Origin of the sequence: Zobellella iuensis, from assembly GCF_016746085.1 — a bacterium.
GTDB lineage: Bacteria > Pseudomonadota > Gammaproteobacteria > Enterobacterales > Aeromonadaceae > Oceanimonas > Oceanimonas iuensis.
The window spans coordinates 85,613-105,215 of the sequence record NZ_JAERTZ010000012.1 but is presented as its reverse complement, the minus strand read 5'-3'; the positions used below and the strand labels follow the sequence as shown (position 1 = coordinate 105,215).

16 protein-coding genes are annotated in these 19,603 nt (G+C 66.1%); 8 read left to right on the top strand and 8 right to left on the bottom strand.

The genetic code is table 11. The annotated features are described in order from the left end of the window. Positions 1 to 10: 10 nt before the first annotated feature. The gene (locus tag JKV55_RS04180; RefSeq protein ID WP_202082502.1) at positions 11 to 1,243 is read left to right on the top strand and encodes a Glu/Leu/Phe/Val dehydrogenase dimerization domain-containing protein; all 1,233 of its coding nucleotides are present in this window, start codon (positions 11 to 13) and stop codon (positions 1,241 to 1,243) included. A gap of 221 nt (positions 1,244 to 1,464) precedes the next feature. Here the strand turns inward: JKV55_RS04180 and JKV55_RS04175 are convergent, their stop codons facing one another. Together JKV55_RS04175 and JKV55_RS04170 are read right to left on the bottom strand one after the other, a co-directional pair. Further along, complete coding sequence (locus tag JKV55_RS04175) at positions 1,465 to 2,805, bottom strand: sigma-54-dependent transcriptional regulator (protein WP_202082500.1); 1,341 nt, start codon at positions 2,803 to 2,805, stop codon at positions 1,465 to 1,467. Beyond that, entirely contained in the window at positions 2,802 to 4,673 is a 1,872-nt protein-coding gene (locus JKV55_RS04170) for a sensor histidine kinase (RefSeq protein ID WP_202082498.1), read from the bottom strand. The genes JKV55_RS04175 and JKV55_RS04170 overlap by 4 nt, the downstream gene beginning before the upstream one ends. 286 nt (positions 4,674 to 4,959) lie before the next feature. Here JKV55_RS04170 and JKV55_RS04165 point away from each other — a divergent pair, with 286 nt between their 5' ends. Together JKV55_RS04165 and cydB are read left to right on the top strand one after the other, a co-directional pair. Further along, positions 4,960 to 6,366, top strand: a complete 1,407-nt coding sequence (locus tag JKV55_RS04165; RefSeq protein ID WP_202082496.1) for a cytochrome ubiquinol oxidase subunit I — start codon at positions 4,960 to 4,962, stop codon at positions 6,364 to 6,366. A 1-nt stretch (position 6,367) separates the two neighbouring features. Further along, on the top strand, positions 6,368 to 7,363 hold the full coding sequence (gene cydB / locus JKV55_RS04160; RefSeq protein WP_202082494.1) for a cytochrome d ubiquinol oxidase subunit II: 996 nt from the start codon (positions 6,368 to 6,370) through the stop codon (positions 7,361 to 7,363). A gap of 113 nt (positions 7,364 to 7,476) precedes the next feature. On the opposite strand, the gene JKV55_RS04155 is transcribed toward cydB, so the two are convergent. The 4 genes from JKV55_RS04155 to JKV55_RS04140 form a co-directional block, all read right to left on the bottom strand. Further along, positions 7,477 to 8,661, bottom strand: a complete 1,185-nt coding sequence (locus JKV55_RS04155; protein WP_202082492.1) for a YeeE/YedE family protein — start codon at positions 8,659 to 8,661, stop codon at positions 7,477 to 7,479. Between the two features lie 50 nt (positions 8,662 to 8,711). Beyond that, entirely contained in the window at positions 8,712 to 9,638 is a 927-nt protein-coding gene (locus tag JKV55_RS04150; protein WP_202082490.1) for a sulfurtransferase, read from the bottom strand. Positions 9,639 to 9,767: 129 nt separating this feature from the next. Further along, positions 9,768 to 11,252, bottom strand: a complete 1,485-nt coding sequence (locus tag JKV55_RS04145; RefSeq protein ID WP_202082487.1) for a Na+/H+ antiporter NhaC family protein — start codon at positions 11,250 to 11,252, stop codon at positions 9,768 to 9,770. 145 nt (positions 11,253 to 11,397) lie between these two features. After that, on the bottom strand, positions 11,398 to 12,795 hold the full coding sequence (locus tag JKV55_RS04140; protein WP_237332658.1) for a glutamine synthetase family protein: 1,398 nt from the start codon (positions 12,793 to 12,795) through the stop codon (positions 11,398 to 11,400). A gap of 201 nt (positions 12,796 to 12,996) precedes the next feature. On the opposite strand from JKV55_RS04140, the gene puuD reads away from it, so the two are divergent. The 5 genes from puuD to JKV55_RS04115 all read left to right on the top strand — a co-directional run bounded on the left by puuD (position 12,997) and on the right by JKV55_RS04115 (position 18,098). Next, complete coding sequence (puuD, locus tag JKV55_RS04135; protein WP_202082484.1) at positions 12,997 to 13,761, top strand: gamma-glutamyl-gamma-aminobutyrate hydrolase; 765 nt, start codon at positions 12,997 to 12,999, stop codon at positions 13,759 to 13,761. After that, on the top strand, positions 13,758 to 14,324 hold the full coding sequence (gene puuR / locus JKV55_RS04130; RefSeq protein ID WP_202082483.1) for an HTH-type transcriptional regulator PuuR: 567 nt from the start codon (positions 13,758 to 13,760) through the stop codon (positions 14,322 to 14,324). The genes puuD and puuR overlap by 4 nt, the downstream gene beginning before the upstream one ends. A 17-nt stretch (positions 14,325 to 14,341) precedes the next feature. Next, the gene (gene puuC, locus JKV55_RS04125) at positions 14,342 to 15,826 is read left to right on the top strand and encodes an aldehyde dehydrogenase PuuC (RefSeq protein ID WP_202082482.1); all 1,485 of its coding nucleotides are present in this window, start codon (positions 14,342 to 14,344) and stop codon (positions 15,824 to 15,826) included. A gap of 14 nt (positions 15,827 to 15,840) precedes the next feature. Then, complete coding sequence (locus JKV55_RS04120) at positions 15,841 to 17,115, top strand: NAD(P)/FAD-dependent oxidoreductase (RefSeq protein WP_202082481.1); 1,275 nt, start codon at positions 15,841 to 15,843, stop codon at positions 17,113 to 17,115. Positions 17,116 to 17,663: 548 nt separating this feature from the next. Next, entirely contained in the window at positions 17,664 to 18,098 is a 435-nt protein-coding gene (locus JKV55_RS04115) for an META domain-containing protein (protein WP_202082480.1), read from the top strand. Positions 18,099 to 18,350: 252 nt separating this feature from the next. Here JKV55_RS04115 and JKV55_RS04110 read toward each other — a convergent pair whose 3' ends face one another. Further along, the gene (locus JKV55_RS04110) at positions 18,351 to 18,692 is read right to left on the bottom strand and encodes a 4a-hydroxytetrahydrobiopterin dehydratase (protein WP_202082479.1); all 342 of its coding nucleotides are present in this window, start codon (positions 18,690 to 18,692) and stop codon (positions 18,351 to 18,353) included. Positions 18,693 to 18,702: 10 nt separating this feature from the next. Further along, complete coding sequence (phhA, locus tag JKV55_RS04105) at positions 18,703 to 19,500, bottom strand: phenylalanine 4-monooxygenase (protein ID WP_202082478.1); 798 nt, start codon at positions 19,498 to 19,500, stop codon at positions 18,703 to 18,705. Positions 19,501 to 19,603: the final 103 nt, after the last annotated feature.

Below are 19,603 nucleotides of genomic sequence, written 5' to 3'. Positions count from 1 at the left end.
TAATCAACGGATGAAAGCACTTCTTACCCAATTCGAGCGGAAAAACCCGGAAATCGTGTTCGAGTGGCACGACAGCGAGACCGAGGCCAAGGGCTGGGTGGTGATCAACTCCCTGCGCGGCGGGGCGGCCGGTGGCGGCACCCGCATGCGCAAGGGGCTGGATCGCCACGAGGTGGAGTCCCTGGCCAAGACCATGGAAGTGAAGTTCGCGGTGTCGGGCCCGGCCATCGGCGGCGCCAAGTCGGGCATCGACTTCGATCCGGCCGACCCGCGCCGGGACGGGGTGCTGACGCGCTGGTTCCAGGCGGTGGCGCCGCTGCTGAAAAGCTATTACGGCACCGGCGGCGATCTCAACGTGTGCGAGGTGAAGGACGTGGTGCCGCTGACCGAGCGCCACGGCATCTGGCATCCCCAGGAAGGGGTGGTCAACGGCCACTTCAAGCCCTCGGTGAGCGAGCAGATCCAGAAGCTGGGCCAGCTGCGCCTGGGGGTGGCCAAGGTGGTGGAAGACGGCCGCTACAGCCCGGCGCCTGCGCGCAAGTACAAGGTGGCGGATCTTATCACCGGCTGGGGCCTGGCCGAGTCGGTACGCCATTACTACGGCATCTGGGGCGGGCAACTTGCCGGCAAGCGGGTCATGGTGCAGGGTTTCGGCAACGTGGGAGCGGCGGCGGCCTGTTACCTGGCCCAGGAAGGGGCCCGTATCGTCGGCATCATGGATGCTTCCGGCGGGGTGATAGCACCGGAAGGGCTCGGCGTCGAGCAACTGAAGGCGCTCTATCTTGGCCGCCAGGGCAACCGGCTGGCGGGCCCCGGGGTGGTGAGTTTCGAACAGGCCCAGGCCGCCTTCTGGCAGCTCGAGGCCGAGGTGTTCCTGCCTTGCGCCGCCTCCCGCCTGGTCAGCGCCGAGCACCTGGCGGCCCTGGCGGACAACGGCGTGGAGCTGATCGCCTGCGGCGCCAACGTGCCTTTTCAGGATCAGGAGATCTTCTACGGCCCCGTCTACCAGCAGGCGGACGAACGGCTTAGCGTTATCCCGGATTTTATCGGCAACTGCGGCATGGCCCGGGCCTTCGCCTTCCTGATGGAAACCGAGCAGGAGATCGCCGACGAGGCCATCTTCCGGGATGTGTCCGAACGCATCCGCGGCGCCCTGCAACGGGTGCACAACCACAGCAGCCGCACCACCGGCATCGCCGCCACCGCCCTGGAGCTGACCCTGAAGGAGCTGATGGGGGAGTAGTCAGCAATACATCAAGCATTCAGGCTGTTGGCCAAGTTTCTTCTTTCTCTGTTGTCACTCCCGCGAAGGCGGGAGTCCAGTGCACTATGCCATGGATCTCCGCCTTCGCGGAGATGACGACAGTTAAACTGCATCGATAAAGAGAAATATCCGGCGAAAAACAGAGGGTATACTTTGTCAACAAGCTTCCCGCTTCCCGTATCCAGCTTCCAGCTTCCAGCTTACAACCCGTACCGCTCTATCTTTTTCAGCAGGCCCTGGCGCGACAGCCCCAGGGCCTGGGCGGCGTGGGTGCGGTTGTTGTCGTGGCGGGCCAGGGCCTCGGTGATCAGCGCTATCTCCAGGGCCCGCACCTGGGCCTCCAGGCTGTCGCCGGCGGCGGCCGGGGCGGGGCCGGGTTTGGCGTCCGGATAGAGCAGGGCGATGTCCTCCAGGCGGATGACGCCGCCCCGGGCGATGGCGGCCACGCTGTCCAGCGCGCTTTTCAGCTCGCGCACATTGCCCGGCCAGCGGCGGTGGATAAACCAGTTGAAGGCTTCGGTGTCCGGGTGCAGCGGCGGCTGGCCCCGGGCCTGCAGCTCGAGGAAGTGGCTGACCAGCAGCGGAATGTCCTCCGGGCGCTCGTCCAGGGGCCGGGTCTCTATGGTCACCCCCTTGATGCGGTAGTAGAGATCCTCGCGGAACTCGCCCCTTTTCACCTTTTCCGGCAGGTCCGCGTTGGTGGCGGAGATCACCCGCACGTCTATGGTTTCCAGGCTGCGCCCGCCCACCGGGTAGTAGCTGCCCTCCTGCAGTACCCGCAACAGCTTGACCTGCATCGCCAGCGGCATCTCGCCGATCTCGTCGAGGAAGAGGGTGCCGCCGTCGGCCAGCTTGAGCAGGCCGTCCCGGGCCTTGTCGGCGCCGGTGAAGGCGCCTCTGGTGTGGCCGAACAGCTCGCTTTCGAGCAGTTCGGCGGGAATGGCGCCGCAGTGCACCGAAATAAAGGGCCCCCGGGCGCGCTGGCTGAGCTCGTGGATGGCGCGGGAGATCACCTCCTTGCCGGTGCCCGAGGGGCCGGTCACCAGCACCCGCACGTCGGTGGGGGCGATGCGTTGCACCAGGGCGCGGATGTTCTCCATGGAAGGGGAGGCGCCGATCAGGCCGGCCAGCGGCGGCTGGCGGCTTTGCTTCAGGCTGTTCAGCTCGCGCACCAGCTGGTGCTTGGTCAGGGCCCGGCGTACCACCACCGCCAGCATGTCCGGGTCTATGGGCTTGGCCAGAAAGTCCCAGGCGCCCTGGCGCAGGGCCTCCAGCGCCAGCTCCCGTTCGCCGTGGCCGGTGAGGATGATCACCGGCCGGTCGATGAACTGGGGCAGGGCCGCCAGGGTGTGGTGGGGATCGAAATGGGGCGGCAGGGACAGGTCGAGCAGGATGAGATCGGCATCGAAGCGCTGCAGCTTGCCGCGCAGCTCGTTGAGATCGGCGCCGGTTTCCAGCTGGTAGCCCTCGGTCTCCAGCCACTGGGCGCAGAGGGTGCGAAAGGCGGGTTCGTCGTCGACCAGCAGGATGCGCGGGATCATGAGCGCTTCTCCTCGGGAAAATACAGTTCGAAGGTCACCGGCCAGCCCAGATCCTGGCGGTGGCGGATATGGCCGCCGTGGGCCTCCATGATGCGGTGGACGATGGCCAGGCCCAGGCCGCTGCCGCCGCTGCGCTTGCCGACGAAGGGGCGGAACAGCCGCTCGCCCAGTTCGGCATCGATCATGGGGCCGTTGTTGTGCACCCGCACCTGCCCGGGCCTGTCCCCCGCCTCGATGCGGATAAGCCCGCCGGGCCTGTTGCGCACGAAGGCCAGGGCGTTGTCCACCAGGTTCACCACCACCTGCTGCAGCCGGTAGGGGTCGGCCCACAGCCGGTAGTCGGCCGGCAGCCGGTGCTCGAAGGCGGTGCCCTGCCAGTCGAACTGGGGCCTGAGGCTGTCGAGCAGGGAGGCGAGGGGAATGGCCTGGCACTGCACCTGGATGCGGCCGGAATAGGCCAGCATGTCCGAGATCAGCCGGTCGGCGCGCTTCAGCTGGGACTGGATCATCTCCTTGCGGTTGGCTTCCAGGCCGGCGGTGGCCATGGAGATGATGTTGAGCGGGTTGCGCAGCTCGTGGGCCATGGCCGCCGACAGTCCGCCCAGCTCCACCAGGTGCTGCTCCGACAGCCGCCGGCGCTCGGCTTCCGCCAGCTGCAGGGAGCGCTCCAGCAGGCCGCAGCGGGTGGCCAGCAGGGAAGCGAACACCTCCGCCGCCAGGCGCAGGCCCGGGGTCACATCCTCGAAGCCCTGCAGCCGGGTTTGCCAGCCCTGGGGCTGGTGCCGGCACAGTATGCAGGGGCCGGCGGGCAGGGAGGGCGCGGGCTCGTCTTCCGGTGCAAGCTGAATGACCACCGGCTGGCCCATCTGGCGCGAAATCAGCCCCGCCGCCGCCGTGGTGAGTCCGTGCCAGCTGCTGGCCTCGCCCAGGCGCCGCTGCCAGGTGGCGAGCAGCTGCTCGTCGAGCCGGCTGCCCGGGTAGATCAGCCGCTCCACCAGCTTGCTCACCGGCTGGTACAGGGCCAGGGCCAGCATCAGCAGCAGCATGGAATAGAGCCACAGCTGCCACTTGGGCACATTGGCCAGGGCCTGCATGCCGAACTGGCCGGCCATGGCGCTGAGCAGGGCGATAAGCCCCATCACCAGCGCCGTCATCAGGGTCCACAGCAGGGCCCGGTTGGCCCAGGCGTTGACTTCCAGCATCTGGTAGCGCACCACGCCGTAGACCAGCAGCACCACGTAGCTGGGCAGCAGCAGCATGGGCCAGGGGTACCAGTAAAGGCCGAGGGAGGGGAAGATAAAGCTGGTGGCCAGCAGCAGCCCCCAGGCGCCGGCGGCGAACATGGCGGCGATGGAGCGGCGGCGGTTGCCGCTGTGGATGCGCAGGCCCCACAGCAGCAGGGCGTGGGCCAGCACCCCGATGACGATGGTGTAGGCGATGTTGAACCAGCCGATGCCCTGGAACACGAAGTAGTGGGCGAAGGCACCGAAGGCGATGACGCCGCCCCCCTCCAGCCAGAGGCTGGCCAGCATTACCACCAGGGCGGCCAGGTAGAGCAGGCCCCGGCCGCGGGCCAGGCGATCGAGCCAGGGGCGGCGGCCCGCGCCCTGGTTGACGAAGCCGATGGCGAAGTCGAGGAAGAAGGTGGGCATCAGCGGGTTGGCCAGGATCAGGGCGACGCCGAGCCGCTCCCAGCCGTGGAACACCGCCACGTGGCCGGCGCACCAGAGCGCCATCATCACGCCGAAGCCCGCCAGCGCCTTCATGCTGCGCCGGCGGCGGGCGCGCCAGTACAGCCAGGCGGACACCAGCAGGGCGCAGCCGCTGGTGAGGATCATCATCAGTTCGAAGGCGACATCCGGCGACATCGGCGGGCTCCCGGGTGTAAATAAGGTTTACAGCTGACAGGGCGAAGACTGTAAACCTTGTTGTCGGTTCGGGCAAGTTTTTGCCGCTTTTTTGATCCAGCACAAGGCAACTCAAGGTGTTGGGCGTGCTGGCACGGTTTCTGCTTTATGGGAGTATCAACCCAGCGAGTGAGCAACAATAATGAACATGACCGCCTTACTGATTGAATTCTCTGCTATTTTTATCGTTCTGCTGTTAGCGACCCTGCCGGCCGCCGTCAATCGTTACCGTCGTTAAGGAGGACTCATGGAGCTCGATTCCGCCCTGCTGTCGCGCATTCAGTTCGCGTTCACGGTCAGCTTCCACATCATCTTCCCGGCCATCACCATCGGCCTGGCCACCGCCATCGCCATCTGGGAAGGGCTCTGGCTGAAGACCCGCAACCCCATCTACTTCCAGCTGGCCAAGTTCTGGATCAAGCCCTTCGCCATCACCTTCGGCATGGGGGTGGTCAGCGGCATAGTGCTGTCCTACGAGTTCGGCACCAACTTCTCCGAGTTCTCCGCCATCACCGGTCCGGTGCTGGGCCCGCTGATGGCCTACGAGGTGCTCACCGCCTTCTTCCTGGAGGCGGGCTTCCTCGGCGTCATGCTGTTCGGCTGGCAGCGGGTGAGCGAGCGGCTGCACTTCTTCGCCACCTGCGTGGTGGCGGTGGGCACCTGGATTTCCGCCTTCTGGATCATAGTGGCCAACTCCTGGATGCAGACCCCGGCCGGCTATGAGATTGTGGACGGCCGCTTCGAGGTGGCCAGCTGGCTGGAGGTGGTGTTCAACCCCTCCATGCCCTACCGGCTGGTGCATATGCTGCTGGCGGCCATGCTGACCGCCACCTTCGTGATCGGCGGCGTCAGCGCCTGGTACCTGCGGCAGGGCCGCGAGCAGGCCTTCGCCCGCAAGGGGCTGTCGATGGCGCTGTGGGCGGCGCTGATCCTGGCGCCGGTGCAGGCGCTGGTAGGCGATTTCCACGGCCTCAACGTCAAGGAGCACCAGCCCATCAAGCTGGCGGCCATGGAGGGCATCTGGCCCGAGCGGGAGGCCGGCGCACCGCTGCTGCTGTTCGCGGTGCCGGACATGGAAAACGAGACCAACCGCTTCGAAATCGGCATTCCCAAGCTGGCGTCGCTCATCCTCACCCACGAGTGGGACGGGGAACTGCAGGGGCTCAAGTCGGTGCCCGCCGACCAGCGGCCCCACGTGCCCCTGGTGTTCTATTCGTTCCGGCTGATGGTGGGCCTGGGCGTGCTGATGATAGGCGCCGCCCTCTGGGGCCTCTGGCTGCGCCGCGGGGGCCGGCTCTATGAACACAGGCCCTTCCTGCGGCTGATGAACCTGATGATCCCCTCGGGGGTGCTGGCCACCCTGGCCGGCTGGTACGTGGTGGAAATCGGCCGCCAGCCCTGGCTGGTGCAGGGGCTGGTGCGCACCATGGAGGTGGTGTCGCCGCTGCCGGCGGAGCGGGTGCTGTTCTCGCTCACCCTGTTCGTACTGACCTACAGCCTGCTGTTCTGCGTTTATCTGTATTTCATGGCCAAGCTGGTGCGCAAGGGGCCGCCGGACATGGCGCACCTGGAACAGCACCTGATCGGCGTCAATGCCCCCGGCTACGCCCTGGCCTGGGTGAAACAACTGAAACACGACAAGGCGGAGGCATAAGATGGATCTGGCATTGTTCTACTACCTGCTGCTGGGCTTTGCGGTACTGATGTACGTGGTGCTCGACGGCTTCGATCTCGGCCTCGGCATCCTCTATCCCTGGTTCAAGAGCGAGGCGGAGCGGGATCATATGATGCGCTCCATCTCCCACGTGTGGGACGGCAACGAAACCTGGCTGGTGTTCGGCGGCGTGGTGCTGTTCGCCGCCTTTCCCGCCGCCTACGCGGGCATACTGGCGACCCTGTACACGCCCATCATCATCATGCTGATCGGGCTTATCTTCCGGGGCGTGGCCTTCGAGTACCGCTTCAAGTCGCACCGTTCCAAACCCTGGTGGGATCTGTCCTTCTTCCTCGGCTCCACCGTCGCCACCTTCTGCCAAGGCGCCATCCTCGGCGCCGTGGTGCAGGGGGTGGAGGCCGGCCCCGGCGAGCTGGGCGCCCTGGAATGGCTGTCGCCCTTCAGCATCTTCACCGGCTTCGCACTGATGGTGGCCTATGCCCTGCTGGCCTGCTGCTACCTGGTGATGAAGAGCCGGGGCGACATCATGGCCCGCGCCGCCCATCTCGGCCGCCAACTGGTACTGGCGATCATGGCGATACTGGTGGTGGTGAGCCTGTGGACCCTGCTGGCCAATACCGAGGTGCGCACACGCTGGCTCGACGGCCTCAACTTCCTTTGGCTTTCGCCCCTGCCGCTGCTGAGCGCCCTGTTCGGCTGGCTGCTGTACCGGGATCTGGACGGCCAACCCCACGAGACCCGGCCCTTCTGGCTGGCGGTGGGGCTGTTCCTCCTGGGCTTTATCGGCCTGGTGGTGGGGCTTTTCCCCTATCTTATCCCGCACCAGATGACCCTGTGGGATGCCCGGGCGCCGGATTCCAGCCTGCTGTTCCTGCTGCCGGGGATCTTTATCTTCCTGCCGCTGATCTGCGCCTATACCCTGTGGGGCTACCGCATCTTCTCCGGCAAGGTCGAGGATTTCGAGGAGGGCTATTGATGAAGGGCAAGAACAGCTGGCTGTGGTTCGCCGGCCTCTACCTGGGTGGGGTGCTGGTCGTCACCCTGCTGGGCGCCCTGATCCGGTTGCTGGCCGGCGGGCTCTGGTAACCCTCAGCCGGGCAGACGGCGGCGCAGCCACAGGCCGGCCAGGATGCCGGCCGGACAGCACAGCAGGAACACCCAGCCCGAGAGGGCCCCGGCCATCACCCCCGACAGCAGGGTGCCCACGGTACAGCCCAGGGCGACCATGGCGCCCCATCCCATCAGCAGGCCGCCCGCCAGGCAGCGCACCACCTCGCCCGGGGCGGGCCGGCGCGGGCGCCAGTCGCCGGCGACCAGGGCCGAGGCCAGGGAGGCGCCCACCAGCCCCAGTACGAAGAGGCCGTTGTCGGAAAGCAGGTGCTCCTTGACCACAGTTATGCAGCCGGAAAAGCCGTCCAGCCCCTCCAGCCTGCCGGGCAGCAGCCCCAGGCCGTCGGCGCCGGTGCGCGCCAGGCTGCCGAGCTCGGCGGTCACCCCCAGGGGGGCGACCCTGAAGTAGGCCATCACCCCTATCATGCCCACCAGTATGCCGCCCACATAGGTGGGCCAGCGCCGGCCGAACAGCAGGCCGTGCAGCGACCCGGCGGGGGGCGGCCCGGACTCGGCCGGCGGCCGGTGGGCCCGCACCAGGGCGAGGGCGAGGGTGGCGAGCAGCAACAGCTGGAGTAGCAGGGCACCGCCGTAGCCGAGGCGGGCGGGCAGCCAGATCACCGGCGCCTCCTGCATGACCCTCAGGTAGAGGGGATTCCAGCTGAGAAAACCGAGGACGAAGCCGCCCAGGGCCCCGAGCAGGGCGAAGGGGGCGGCGAGGGAGCCTTCGCCCAGCCGGTAGAGGTGGGCGCTGAGGCAGGAGCCGGACAGGGCCATGCCGATGCCGAAGGTGAAGGCGCCGGCGGCCAGCACCCAGCTCACCGGGCCTATATGGGCTCCCGGCGGCAGGCGGCCTAGGGTGGGGTCGAGCAGGAAGGCGCCGAACAGCACCTGGTAGCCCAGGCTGCCCACCGCCAGGGCCACCACCAGCCCGAGCAGGCCCCGGGCGTCCCGGCGCTCGACGAAATCGCGGCTGATGCAGAAAAAGCAGAAGCGGGAGCGTTGCAACACCAGCCCGAACAGGGCGCCGGCAAGCAGGGAAAAGGCCAGGTTGTTGCCGGTGGTGGAGCCGTCGGCGAGAGCACGGCCGGCCAGCAACAGGGCGAGCAGCACCAGCAGGGCCAGGGCAATGGCCGGGCGTCGGGCCGGAGCAGGGGCGGGCATGGCTCTTATACCAGAGGACGGCGGCAAGGGACCCTTGCCGCCGTCGCTTGTCAGGTGCCGCCCCAGACGGTGCCCGCGGGGTTGGCGATGGGCACGCCCACGCTGTTGCCGTATTCGGTCCAGGAGCCGTCGTAGTTGCGCACCTCGTAACCGAGCAGCTTGCTCAGGGCGAACCAGGTGTGGCTGGAGCGCTCGCCGATCCGGCAATAGACGATGACGGGTTTGCTGCCGTCCACGCCGACGCCCTGGTAGAGCGCGCGCAGCTCTTCAACCGGCTTGAAGGTGCCGTCCGCGGCCACGGCGCTGCTCCAGGGCACATTCACCGCCCCGGGAATGTGGCCGGCCCGTACCGCCAGCTCCTGCACCCCGGCCGGGGCGAAGATCTTGCCGTTGTACTCGTCGGCGGAGCGGATATCGATCAGGGCGGTATCGGTACGGCCTTCCGCCACCGCCAGCACGTCGGCCAGGTGGGCGCGCAGGGCATCATTGCGCTCGGCGAGGCTGATGTTGCCGGGCGGATACTGGCTCGGGCGCACGTCCAGCGGGCGTCCTTCCGCTTCCCACTTGTCGCGGCCACCGTCGAGCAGTTTGACCGAGGGCACCCGGTAAACATCGAAGATCCAGGCGCCCCAGGCGGCAAACCAGTTGTTGCTGTCGCCGTAGAGCACCAGGGTGGTGCCTTCGGAGATGCCGGCCTTGCGCAGCAGGGCCTGGAAGTTGTCCCGGGAGGCGATGTCCCGCTTCACCGGATCGACCAGCTCGGTGTGCCAGTGAAGATTGACCGCGCCCGGGATATGGCCGCGTTCGAACTTGCCGGGCACCACGCTGACTTCGAGCACGCGCAGATCCTCATTTTTCAGGTTTTGTTCCAGCCAGTCGGTACTGACCAGGAAGTCGCTGTTCGCCTGGCCGGTGCCAACCAGGAATAGACTGCCGACCGCGGCCAGGGCCAGCCGCATCACTCGTTGCCATTTCATCGCATTATCCTTTTTATTTACCATGAGATCATGGCCTGCCCCGGGTGGCCGGGGCAGGTCGCCGAGTGGTTGTTTTTTAATCATAGAAGATGGGGCGGCTGGCCGTCCGGCTTCCGGCTTCCGCCGCCGTTACACCAGCCAGAAGCCGGCGGCGAGCAGCGCCGCCAGGGTGATGGCGCCACCGATCAGCGCGTAGGGCAACTGGGTCAGGGCGTGATCCATGGTGTCGCAGCCGGCGCCCTGGGCGGACAGCACGGTGGAGTCGCTGAAGAAGCAGGCGTGGCTGCCGAAGGCCGAGGCCGAGAGCAGGGCGCCCACCACCAGCGGCATGGGCACGTTCATGGCCTGGGCCAGGGGCACCACTATGGGCAGGGAGATCACGAACACCCCCCAACTGGAGGCGGTGCTGAACACCACCAGTGCCATCACCAGGAACACCACCGCGGGCAGCAGGGCCGGGGTGAGGATGGGGGTGACGGAGTCGATGATGTATTGGGTCATGCCCAGCTGGTCGTTGACTTCCTTCAGGACGAAGCCGGCGCAGACGGTGGCGATGGGATACAGCATCACCTTGAAGCCGTCCAGGGTGGCGTCCACCTGCTGCTGGAACGACAGCAGCCGCTGCACCGAATAGAGCAGCATGGTGAAGCCCAGGGCTACCAGCACCCCTTTCAGCAGATCGATCTCGTACCAGGCGCTGGCGAGCACCAGCACCAGCATGGGTAGCAGGAAGTTGCCCAGGCCGAGCCAGGCGGGAGTATTCCGGCTCGGTTGGGCTTCTTCCTGGTCTTCCCAGCCGGTCGGCACCGGCTGGCCGGCCCGGGCGCGGGCTTCCGCCTTTTTCATGGCGCCCAGGTCCGGCAACCGGTTGGCGGCCACCAGCACCACCACCAGCAGGGCGGCCCAGCCGTAGAGCATATAGGGAATGCTCTGGATATAAAGGGACATGCCCCGGCCGCCGTCGGCGGCGCCGGAATCCTCCAGCAGGGAGGCGAAGAACACCGCCCAGGTGGAGATTGGCACCAGTATGCAGATGGGCGCGGCGGTGGAGTCCACTATGTAGGCCAGCTTTTCCCGGGAGATTTTGTAGGTATCGGTGATCTTCTTCATGGAGGAAGACACGGCGAGGGAGTTGAGGTAGTCGTCGATAAAGACCACCAGCCCCAGGCCGACGGTGCCGAACATGGCGCCGCGGGGGGATTTGATCAGCCGGGTCATAAAGCTGCCGAAGCTGTGCACGCCGCCGCCCCGGGCCAGCAGGTTGATAAGCCCGCCCATCATGCCGCACACCAGGATCAGCCAGGCGATGGTCTCGTCCATCATCACCGCCAGGGTCACGTCCGCCAGCGGGCCGACCAGATCGCCCGGATCCAGCAGCAGCAGGCCGAGCAGGGCGCCCGCCAGCAGGGATTCCACCGTCTTGCGGGTGAGCACCGCCATGGTGATCACCAGGGCGGCCGGCAGCAGGCTGAGCGCGCCGTAGTCGCTGCCGGCCTCGTGGTTGAAGCCGAGCCAGGCAAAGCCCAGCGCCGCCACCAGGGCCACCGCCATTCCACGCCACAGCGGCGGCCATTTTTCGGCGGGTTCGAGTACCAGGGTATCATCTCGTTGCATCGGTCTTGTCCTTGGTCGAGGGGCCGGCGATGGCGCCGGTCATGTCCCTATGGTTGTTCGCGGCAAGCCCGGGGCCGGCCGCACCGGCTCCGGCGGCAAAGGGCCCTTTGGGGCCGGTTGCCACCGGAAAAACGTGATAGTTCGCTCAGGCGTTTTTAAGCATCCACTCCAGTTCGATATCGGAGATGCGCCGCTCGAACTCCAGCAGCTCGTCGTTCTTGCAGATGCGGTACACCTCGATGAACTCCTCCCCCAGGTAGCGCTTGAGCGGCTGGCTTTCGGCCAGCACCTGCAGCGCCTCGCTCTGGCGGGTGGGGAAGGGCAGCCCTTCCTGCTCCAGGCCGTTGCCCACCACCGGCGCCGGCAGCGGCAGGGTGTTGTCCAGGCCGTGCAGCAGGCCGGCGAGAATGGCCGCCACCACCAGGTAGGGATTGGCGTCGGCCCCGGCCACCCGGTACTCGATGCGGCGGGCGTCGTCGTCGCCGCAGGGGATGCGCAGGGCCACCGTCCTGTTGTTGTGGCCCCAGGAAGCCTGGGTGGGCACGTACATGCCGGGCTGGAAGCGACGGAAAGAGTTCATGTTGGGGGCCAGCAGCGCCATGCTGTCGGGCATCAGATCCAGCATGCCGGACAGGGCCAGGTGCAGCAGGGCCGAGTCTTCGCCGTCGGCGTCGGCGAACAGGTTGTCGCCCTGGTCGTCGACCACGCTGATGTGCACGTGCAGGCCGCTGCCCGCATGCTCCTCGTAGGGTTTGGCCATAAAGGTGGCGTCCATCTCGTGCTGCTCCGCCACCAGCTTGATCAGCCGCTTCAGCGCCAGGGCCTGGTCGCAGGCGGCGAGCACGTCGTCGGTATGGTTGAGGTTGATCTCGAACTGGCCCGGCGCCGCCTCGGCCACGGCACCGTCGGCGGGCAGCCCCTGCTGGATGGCCAGGTTGTCGATATCGGCCAGGATCTCGGAGAAGTTGTTGAGGTTGTCCACCGAATATACCTGGCTGTAGGTGTCCCGCTTCTGGGTGAGCGGCGAGCAGGGCGGCTGCAGCCGGCCGCTGTCATCCCTATCCCGGTCCACCAGGTAGAACTCCAGCTCCAGCGCCACCACCGGCCGCAGGCCCCGGGCCTTGACCTTTTCCCACACCCGGGCCAGCACGTTGCGCGGCTCGAGCGGGAAGGGCTGCTCGTCCTCGGTGACCATGGTCAGCAGCAGCTGGGCCACGGTCTCCGGATCGCAGGCCGAGGGCACTAGGGTATCGGCAATGGGGAAGCAGGGCAGGTCCGGCTCGCCGATGTCCTGGCCGATGCCGGTTTCCTCCACCACGTTGCCGCGAAAGTCCATGGCGAACACCGAGCCCGGGAAGAAGCAGCCCGCTTCCAGCTTGTCCAGGGCGCTCACCGGCAGCCGCTTGCCACGGAAGATACCGTTGAGATCGGTGAGCAGCACGTCCACATACTGGGTGTCGGGATAGCGGGCCAGGTAGTCCGCCACCTCTTGTTCAAACTGGCTCTGTTCAGGGGCCGCTACCGGGGCCAAGGGTTCTAACATTTCTGCTTGCATGATTGCACCGCCATGTGACCGTTAAAAATACTTACCATGAGAAACATAAGTTCGTTTATTTTGTTTTGCAAGTGTTAAATATTATTGAGCGTTAAATTAACGTGTGCTAGATTTTAATCATATATTTGACATATATCGCCCTTTATGGGTTTTATGTTCAGAATATAGAGCATGAACGAGGGGGAATGGATGGTGCATATATTTAACAAGCCTGTGGTCGGCATCATCATGTGCCGGCAGATGCTGGGGCCGCATCCGGCGATGACGCTGCAGGAGAAATACCTCAACGCCGTGCAGGCCGCCGGTCTGCTGCCCTTTCCCCTGGCCCAGGGGCTGGGCGACGACGAGCAGGGCCTGGAGCAGGCCCTGGCCATGCTCGACGGCCTGCTGCTCACCGGCAGCTACAGCAACATGGAGCCCCATCACTACGGCGAAAGCGGGGAAGAGCCGCTCAACGATCCGGGGCGGGATCGCCTGAGCCTGCGGCTTATCACCGCCGCCCGGCAACGCCAACTGCCCCTGTTCGGCATCTGCCGCGGCTTCCAGGAGATGGTGGTGGCCAGCGGCGGCACCCTGCACCGGCGCCTGCACGACACCGGCCTGTTCGACGAACACCGGGAAGACAAGCAGCAGCCCCTGGCCCAGCAGTACGCCCCGGCCCACGACATCCTTCCCGAAGCGGGGGGGCTGCTGGCCCGGCTGGCCGGCCCCGGCCGCCAGCCGGTGAATTCCCTGCATATGCAGGGGGTGAAGGCGCTGGGCGCGGCGGCGCGGGTCGAGGCCCGGGCGCCGGACGGCCTGGTCGAGGCCATCAGCCTGATTGATCAGCCCTTCGCCCTGGGGGTGCAGTGGCATCCGGAGTGGCTGAGCCGGGACAACGCCCTGTCCCGCGCCCTGTTCGACGGCTTTGCCGCTGCCTGCCGTCACTACCGGGCATGCAAGGAGGAAGGATGAGCGAAGCGCGCAATACCGACCTGGCCCCGGGCAGCCGGCTGGCGGCTATCCGCCAGCGGCTGGGCCTGAGCCAGCGCAAGGTAGCGGAGCTGTCCGGCCTGACCCATGGCGCCATCTGTACCATAGAGCAGGACAAGGTCAGCCCGGCGGTGAGCAGCCTGCAGAAGCTGCTCAAGGTGTACGGCATGTCGCTGTCGGAGTTTTTCGCCGAGCCGGTGCCCGCCAAGCGCAACAAGGTGGTGATCGAGCCCGAGGAACTGCTCGAGATCGGCAGCCGGGGGGTGTCCTTCAAGCTGGTGCACAACGGCAACCGCAAGCGGACCCTGGGCTTGCTGATCGAAACCTACGCTCCCGGCGCCAGCACCGGGGGCCACCTCAAGCACCAGGGAGAAGAGGTCGGCACCGTGCTCGAAGGGGAGATAGAGCTGACGGTGGACGGCGAATGCCACCGGCTCAGGGCCGGGCAGAGCTACGTCATCGACACCGGCCTGCCCCATACTTTTACCAATGTTTCGGAGCGGGAGTGCCGCATCATCAGCGCGCACACCCCACCCAATCTGTAAGGAACGCGGAGAACATCATGGATTACAAAGACAAGGCCCATTGGCAGGCCAGGGCGGCACAACTGCGCATCGAATCCCGGCTCTTTATCGCCGGCGAATACCGGGAGGCGGAAGGGGGCGAGCGCTTCGGCGTGATCAACCCGGCCACCGACCGGATCCTGGTCGAGGCCAGCCGGGCCCAGGAGCGGGACGTCAACACGGCGGTGGCGGTGGCCCGCACCAGCTTCGAATCCGGCGTCTGGGCCGAGGCGGCGCCGGCCGAGCGCAAGCGGGTGCTGCTGCGCCTGGCCGAATTGATGGAGCAACACCGGGAAGAGCTGGCACTACTCGAAACCCTGGACACCGGCAAGCCGATCCGCCACAGCCTGCGGGATGACATCCCCGGCGCCACCCGCGCCATCCGGTGGTATGCCGAGGCGGTGGACAAGGTGTACGGCGAAATCGCCCCCACCGGGCCCGAGGCGCTGGCGCTGATCAGCCGCGAGCCCATCGGGGTGGTGGCGGCCATAGTGCCCTGGAACTTCCCGCTGCTGCTGGCCTGCTGGAAGCTGGGGCCGGCGCTGGCGGCGGGCAATTCCGTGATCCTCAAGCCCTCCGAAAAGTCGCCGCTCAGCGCCATCCGCCTCGCCGCCCTGGCCAGGGAGGCGGGCCTGCCCGACGGGGTGCTCAACGTGCTGCCCGGTCTCGGCCACGAGGCGGGCAAGGCCCTGGCCCTGCACCAGGACGTGGATTGCCTCACCTTCACCGGCTCCACCGGGGTGGGCCGGCTGCTGATGGAATACGCCGGCCGCTCCAACATGAAGCGGGTGTGGCTGGAGGCGGGCGGCAAGAGCGCCAACCTGGTGTTCGCCGACTGCCCGGATCTGGCCAAGGCGGCCCGGGCCTCCGCCGCCGGCATCTTCTACAACCAGGGCCAGGTGTGCATCGCCGGTACCCGGCTGCTGGTGGAGGCGAGCATCAAGGACGCCTTCCTGGCCGAGCTGAAAAAGGCCGCCGCCGAGTTCGAGCCGAAGGATCCGCTGGATCCCGAGTCCACCATGGGCACCCTGATCGACAGCGACCACCATGGCAGCGTCTGCCGCTATATCGCCGAGGGGTTGGAAGAAGGGGCCGTGCTCGGCCTGGACGGCCGGGAGCAGGCGGGCAACTTTATGGGGCCGACGGTGCTGGAGCAGGTGAGCCCGCACATGACGGTGGCCAAGGAGGAAATCTTCGGTCCGGTGCTGGCGGTGACCAGCTTCGACAGCGAGGAAGACGCGGTGCGGCTGGCCAACGACAGCAAGTACGGCCTGGGGGCCGGGGTCTGGACCTCGGATCTGGGCCGGGCCCACCGGCTGGCGCGCAAGCTCAGGGCCGGCTCGGTGTTTATCAACAACTACAACGACGGCGACATGACGGTGCCCTTCGGCGGCGTCAAGCAGAGCGGCAACGGCCGGGACAAGTCCCTGCACGCCCTGGAAAAATTCACCGAACTCAAGACCACCTGGCTGGCACTGGATTAAGGGAGAGGTTTTAAATGGAACATGTAAACAGCTACTACGCCGCCTCGGCCAACCGGCACGAGCCCTGGCCGCAACTGACCGAAGACATCCGCTGCGACGTCTGCGTGGTGGGCGGCGGCTACACCGGCCTCTCTACCGCCCTCTTCCTCGTCGAGGCGGGCTTCGACGTGGTGCTGCTGGAGGCCAGCCGCATCGGCTTCGGCGCCAGCGGCCGCAACGGCGGCCAGATAGTCAACTCCTACAGCCGGGACATCGACGTGATCGAGGCCCGTTACGGCCAGGACACCGCCCGCATGCTGGGCAGCATGATGTTCGAGGGCGGCGACATCATCCGCAGCCGCATCGAGCAGTACGGCATCGACTGCGACTTCCGCCCCGGCGGCATCTTCGCCGCCCTCAATTCGCGCCAGCTGCATGAGCTGGAAAACCAGAAGGCCAACTGGGAGCGCTACGGCCACCGGCAGCTGGAGCTGCTGGACGCAGAGCAGGTACGCCGGGAGATCGATACCGAGGCCTACGTGGGCGCCCTGCTCGATCAGCGGGGCGGCCATATCCACCCGCTCAACCTGGCCCTGGGCGAAGCCGAAGCCATCCGCAAGCTGGGCGGGCGTATCTTCGAGCAATCGGCGGTGACCCATATCCAGTATGGGGATCCGGCGGTGGCCAAAACGGCGGGCGGCAGCGTAACCGCCAATTTCCTGGTGCTGGCCGGCAACGCCTACCTCGGCAACCTGGAGCCCAAGCTGGCGGCCAAGGCCATGCCCTGCGGCACCCAGATAGTGACTACAGAGCCCCTGAGCGAGGAGCAGGCGGCGAGCCTGATCCCCCGCCACTACTGTGTGGAGGACTGCAATTACCTGCTGGATTATTACCGCCTCACCGGTGACAACCGGCTGTTGTACGGCGGCGGCGTGGTCTACGGCGCCCGGGATCCGGACGATATCGAACGCCTGGTCATGCCCAAGCTGCTGAAGACCTTCCCCCAGCTGAAGGGGGTGAAGGTAGACTACCGCTGGAGCGGCAATTTCCTGCTGACCCTGTCGCGCCTGCCCCAGTTCGGACGGCTGGAACCGAATGTCTACTATATGCAGGGCTACAGCGGCCACGGCGTGACCTGCACCCACCTGGCGGGACGGCTGCTGTCGGAGGTGCTCAAGGGTCAGGCCGAACGCTTCGACGCCTTCGCCCGCCTGCCGCACCTGCCCTTCTTCGGCGGCCGCCGCTTCCAGGTGCCCTTTACCGCCATGGGCGCCGTCTACTACAGCCTGCGCGACAAGCTGGGGGTGTGACCGGAGCCGGAAGCCTTGAGCCGGAAGCCGGAAGTGGGAAGCAAAGGTTACCTTTAATGATGGTCACCTCCGCGCAGGCGGAGGTCCACTTGGCGTGCTGCTCCTGTCCATTCAATGGACCATCCCACCCACGGCGCCGGGGTTTGGTCGATAAATTCGACCCTACGGCCGCCAGTTACGCCGGGCCTGTTGTCGGGTTCACTTCAGTGGACCCTCCCACCCACGGCGCCGGGGTTTGGTCGAATAAATTCGACCCTACGGCCGCCAGTTACGCCGGGCCTGTTGTGGGGTTCACTTCAGTGGACCCTCCCACCCACGGCGCCGGGGTTCGGTCGAATAAATTCGACCCTACGGCCGCCGGCTACGCCGGGCCTGTTGTAGGGTCCACTTCAGTGGACCTCCCACCCACGGCGCCGGGTTTGGGTCAGGGAGTGGGCCTTTCCGCCAAAAGCGGGTATAGTGTTAGAGTTATTACTCAATTCATGGTCGCAGCCGGGATGCGCCTGCCCTGAGCCGGGACGGCTTTTTCTTATCCTATGAGGCTATATATGAATCGACTGACTTCCCTGGCATTGGTGTCGTCCCTGTCCCTGGTTGCCCTGAGCGGTTGCGCCGAACTGGGCAACCAGCCGCAACAGGCCCTGACCGGCACCGAGTGGCAGGTGCGGGATCTGAACGGCATGGACGTGACCGGCGAGCTGCCCGGCAGCATCGGCCAGGCCGTCGGCACCCTCAACTTCGGCGACGATGGCCGGCTTTATGGCCGTGCCTTCTGCAACGGTTTCCATGGCGGCTACCGGCTCCAGGGCGACAAACTCGAGACCACCGGCATGGCCAGCACCATGATGATGTGCACGCCGGCGCAGATGGAGCGGGAGCAGGCCATGCTGGATATCCTCGGCAACGGCCAGCGTATCGAGTTCAATCCGGCTGGCGAGCTGGTGATCCATGCCAAGGACGGCCGCACCCTGACCGCCCGGTAAATATCAAAAGGAGTCGGGGTCAATTTTAAAAATTGACCCCGACTCCTACTCCTTTATTCTCTTCCAGCTTCCAGCTTCCAGCTTCCAGCTTCCAGCTTCCAGCTTCCAGCTTCCAGCTTCCAGCTTCCAGCTTCCAGCTTCCAGCTTCCAGCTTCCAGCTTCCAGCTTCCAGCTTCCAGCTTCCAGCTTCCAGCTTCCAGCTTCCAGCTTCCAGCTTCCAGCTTCCAGCTTCCAGCTTCCAGCTTCCGGCTTTCAGCCTGCCAGCAGGGTATCGGTCCTGGCGGCCATGATAAAATCGTTGCGGTGCAGGCCGTGGATGGCGTGGGTCCACCAGGTGACGGTGACCTTGCCCCATTCCAGGGTGATGGTGGGGTGGTGGAACTCGCTCTCGGCCAGCTCCGCCACCTTGTCGGCGAAGGCCCAGGCCAGCTTGAAGTTCTTGAATTTGTATTCCCGCTCCAGCTGCAGCACCCCGTCCCGCGCCAACGGCGTCCAGTCGGGAAGGTCCTTCATCAGGGCCGCCAGCTCGTCGTCGCTGACCCTGGGGGCATCGGCACGGCAGGCTTCGCAGTGTTGTTGGGCAAGTGCGGTCATGTTCACTCCTTTAACTGGCTTGTTGTTGTTTGGGGGGAAAGGTGGGGGCGAACAGCCCCAGGGCCTTGGCTTCGTTTACCTTGGCCATGATGTCCATCTCGGCGATATGGAACAGCTCGTCGATGGAGTCGATCACGTAATAAATGGGCTGCATGATGTCGATGCGATAGGGGGTGCGCAGCACATCCAGGATGTCGAAGGGGCGGAACTCCGGCACCGGGGACTCGAAGGCATAGCGGGTCTCGCCGGGGGAGGAAAGGATGCCGCCGCCGTAGATGCGCCGCCCGGTCGGGGTGTTGAGCAGGCCGAACTCCACGGTAAACCAGTACAGCCGGGCCAGGAAGCCCCTTTCCTGGGGGCTGGCCTCCCGCCCCAGCTGGCCGTAGGCATGGGTAAAGCGGGCGAAGGCCGGATTGGTCAGCAGGGCGCAGTGGCCGAAGATCTCGTGGAAGATGTCCGGCTCCTGCAGGTAGTCCAGCTCCTGCCGGCTGCGGATAAAGGTGGCCACCGGAAAGCGTTTGCTGGCCAGCAGCGCGAAGAAGCGGTCGAAGGAGATCAGCGCCGGCACCCGGCTCACCTGCCAGCCGGTGGCGGGCTCCAGTATCCGGTTGATGTCGTCGAGCTGGGGGATGCGATCCCGGGGCAGATCCAGCCGGACCAGGCCGTCCATGTATTCGTCGCAGGCGCGGCCGGCCACGCAGGCCAGCTGGCGTTCGATCAGGGTCTGCCAGATGGCGTTTTCTTCGGCACTGTAGCGGATGATGCCGTCCGGCCCCGGCTCCCGGGCCACATATTGGGTCGCTTTCATCTTGCTCCCTCCTCTAAGCGGTTTGGCCTTCTAATCTAGAGAGCCCGCTCATTATTTAGAAGCGGCGGTCCGGCCTTGGGTTCAGTGCGGCTGTAACAATAAG

Bases quoted from the DNA above. Each gene is read 5' to 3' on its own strand.
- JKV55_RS04180 (WP_202082502.1), top strand. From the start codon at position 11: ATGAAAGCACTTCTTACCCAATTCGAGCGGAAAAACCCGGAAATCGTG.
- JKV55_RS04175 (WP_202082500.1), bottom strand. From the start codon at position 2,805: ATGATCCCGCGCATCCTGCTGGTCGACGACGAACCCGCCTTTCGCACC.
- JKV55_RS04170 (WP_202082498.1), bottom strand. From the start codon at position 4,673: ATGTCGCCGGATGTCGCCTTCGAACTGATGATGATCCTCACCAGCGGC.
- JKV55_RS04165 (WP_202082496.1), top strand. From the start codon at position 4,960: ATGGAGCTCGATTCCGCCCTGCTGTCGCGCATTCAGTTCGCGTTCACG.
- cydB (WP_202082494.1), top strand. From the start codon at position 6,368: ATGGATCTGGCATTGTTCTACTACCTGCTGCTGGGCTTTGCGGTACTG.
- JKV55_RS04155 (WP_202082492.1), bottom strand. From the start codon at position 8,661: ATGCCCGCCCCTGCTCCGGCCCGACGCCCGGCCATTGCCCTGGCCCTG.
- JKV55_RS04150 (WP_202082490.1), bottom strand. From the start codon at position 9,638: ATGAAATGGCAACGAGTGATGCGGCTGGCCCTGGCCGCGGTCGGCAGT.
- JKV55_RS04145 (WP_202082487.1), bottom strand. From the start codon at position 11,252: ATGCAACGAGATGATACCCTGGTACTCGAACCCGCCGAAAAATGGCCG.
- JKV55_RS04140 (WP_237332658.1), bottom strand. From the start codon at position 12,795: ATGTTAGAACCCTTGGCCCCGGTAGCGGCCCCTGAACAGAGCCAGTTT.
- puuD (WP_202082484.1), top strand. From the start codon at position 12,997: ATGGTGCATATATTTAACAAGCCTGTGGTCGGCATCATCATGTGCCGG.
- puuR (WP_202082483.1), top strand. From the start codon at position 13,758: ATGAGCGAAGCGCGCAATACCGACCTGGCCCCGGGCAGCCGGCTGGCG.
- puuC (WP_202082482.1), top strand. From the start codon at position 14,342: ATGGATTACAAAGACAAGGCCCATTGGCAGGCCAGGGCGGCACAACTG.
- JKV55_RS04120 (WP_202082481.1), top strand. From the start codon at position 15,841: ATGGAACATGTAAACAGCTACTACGCCGCCTCGGCCAACCGGCACGAG.
- JKV55_RS04115 (WP_202082480.1), top strand. From the start codon at position 17,664: ATGAATCGACTGACTTCCCTGGCATTGGTGTCGTCCCTGTCCCTGGTT.
- JKV55_RS04110 (WP_202082479.1), bottom strand. From the start codon at position 18,692: ATGACCGCACTTGCCCAACAACACTGCGAAGCCTGCCGTGCCGATGCC.
- phhA (WP_202082478.1), bottom strand. From the start codon at position 19,500: ATGAAAGCGACCCAATATGTGGCCCGGGAGCCGGGGCCGGACGGCATC.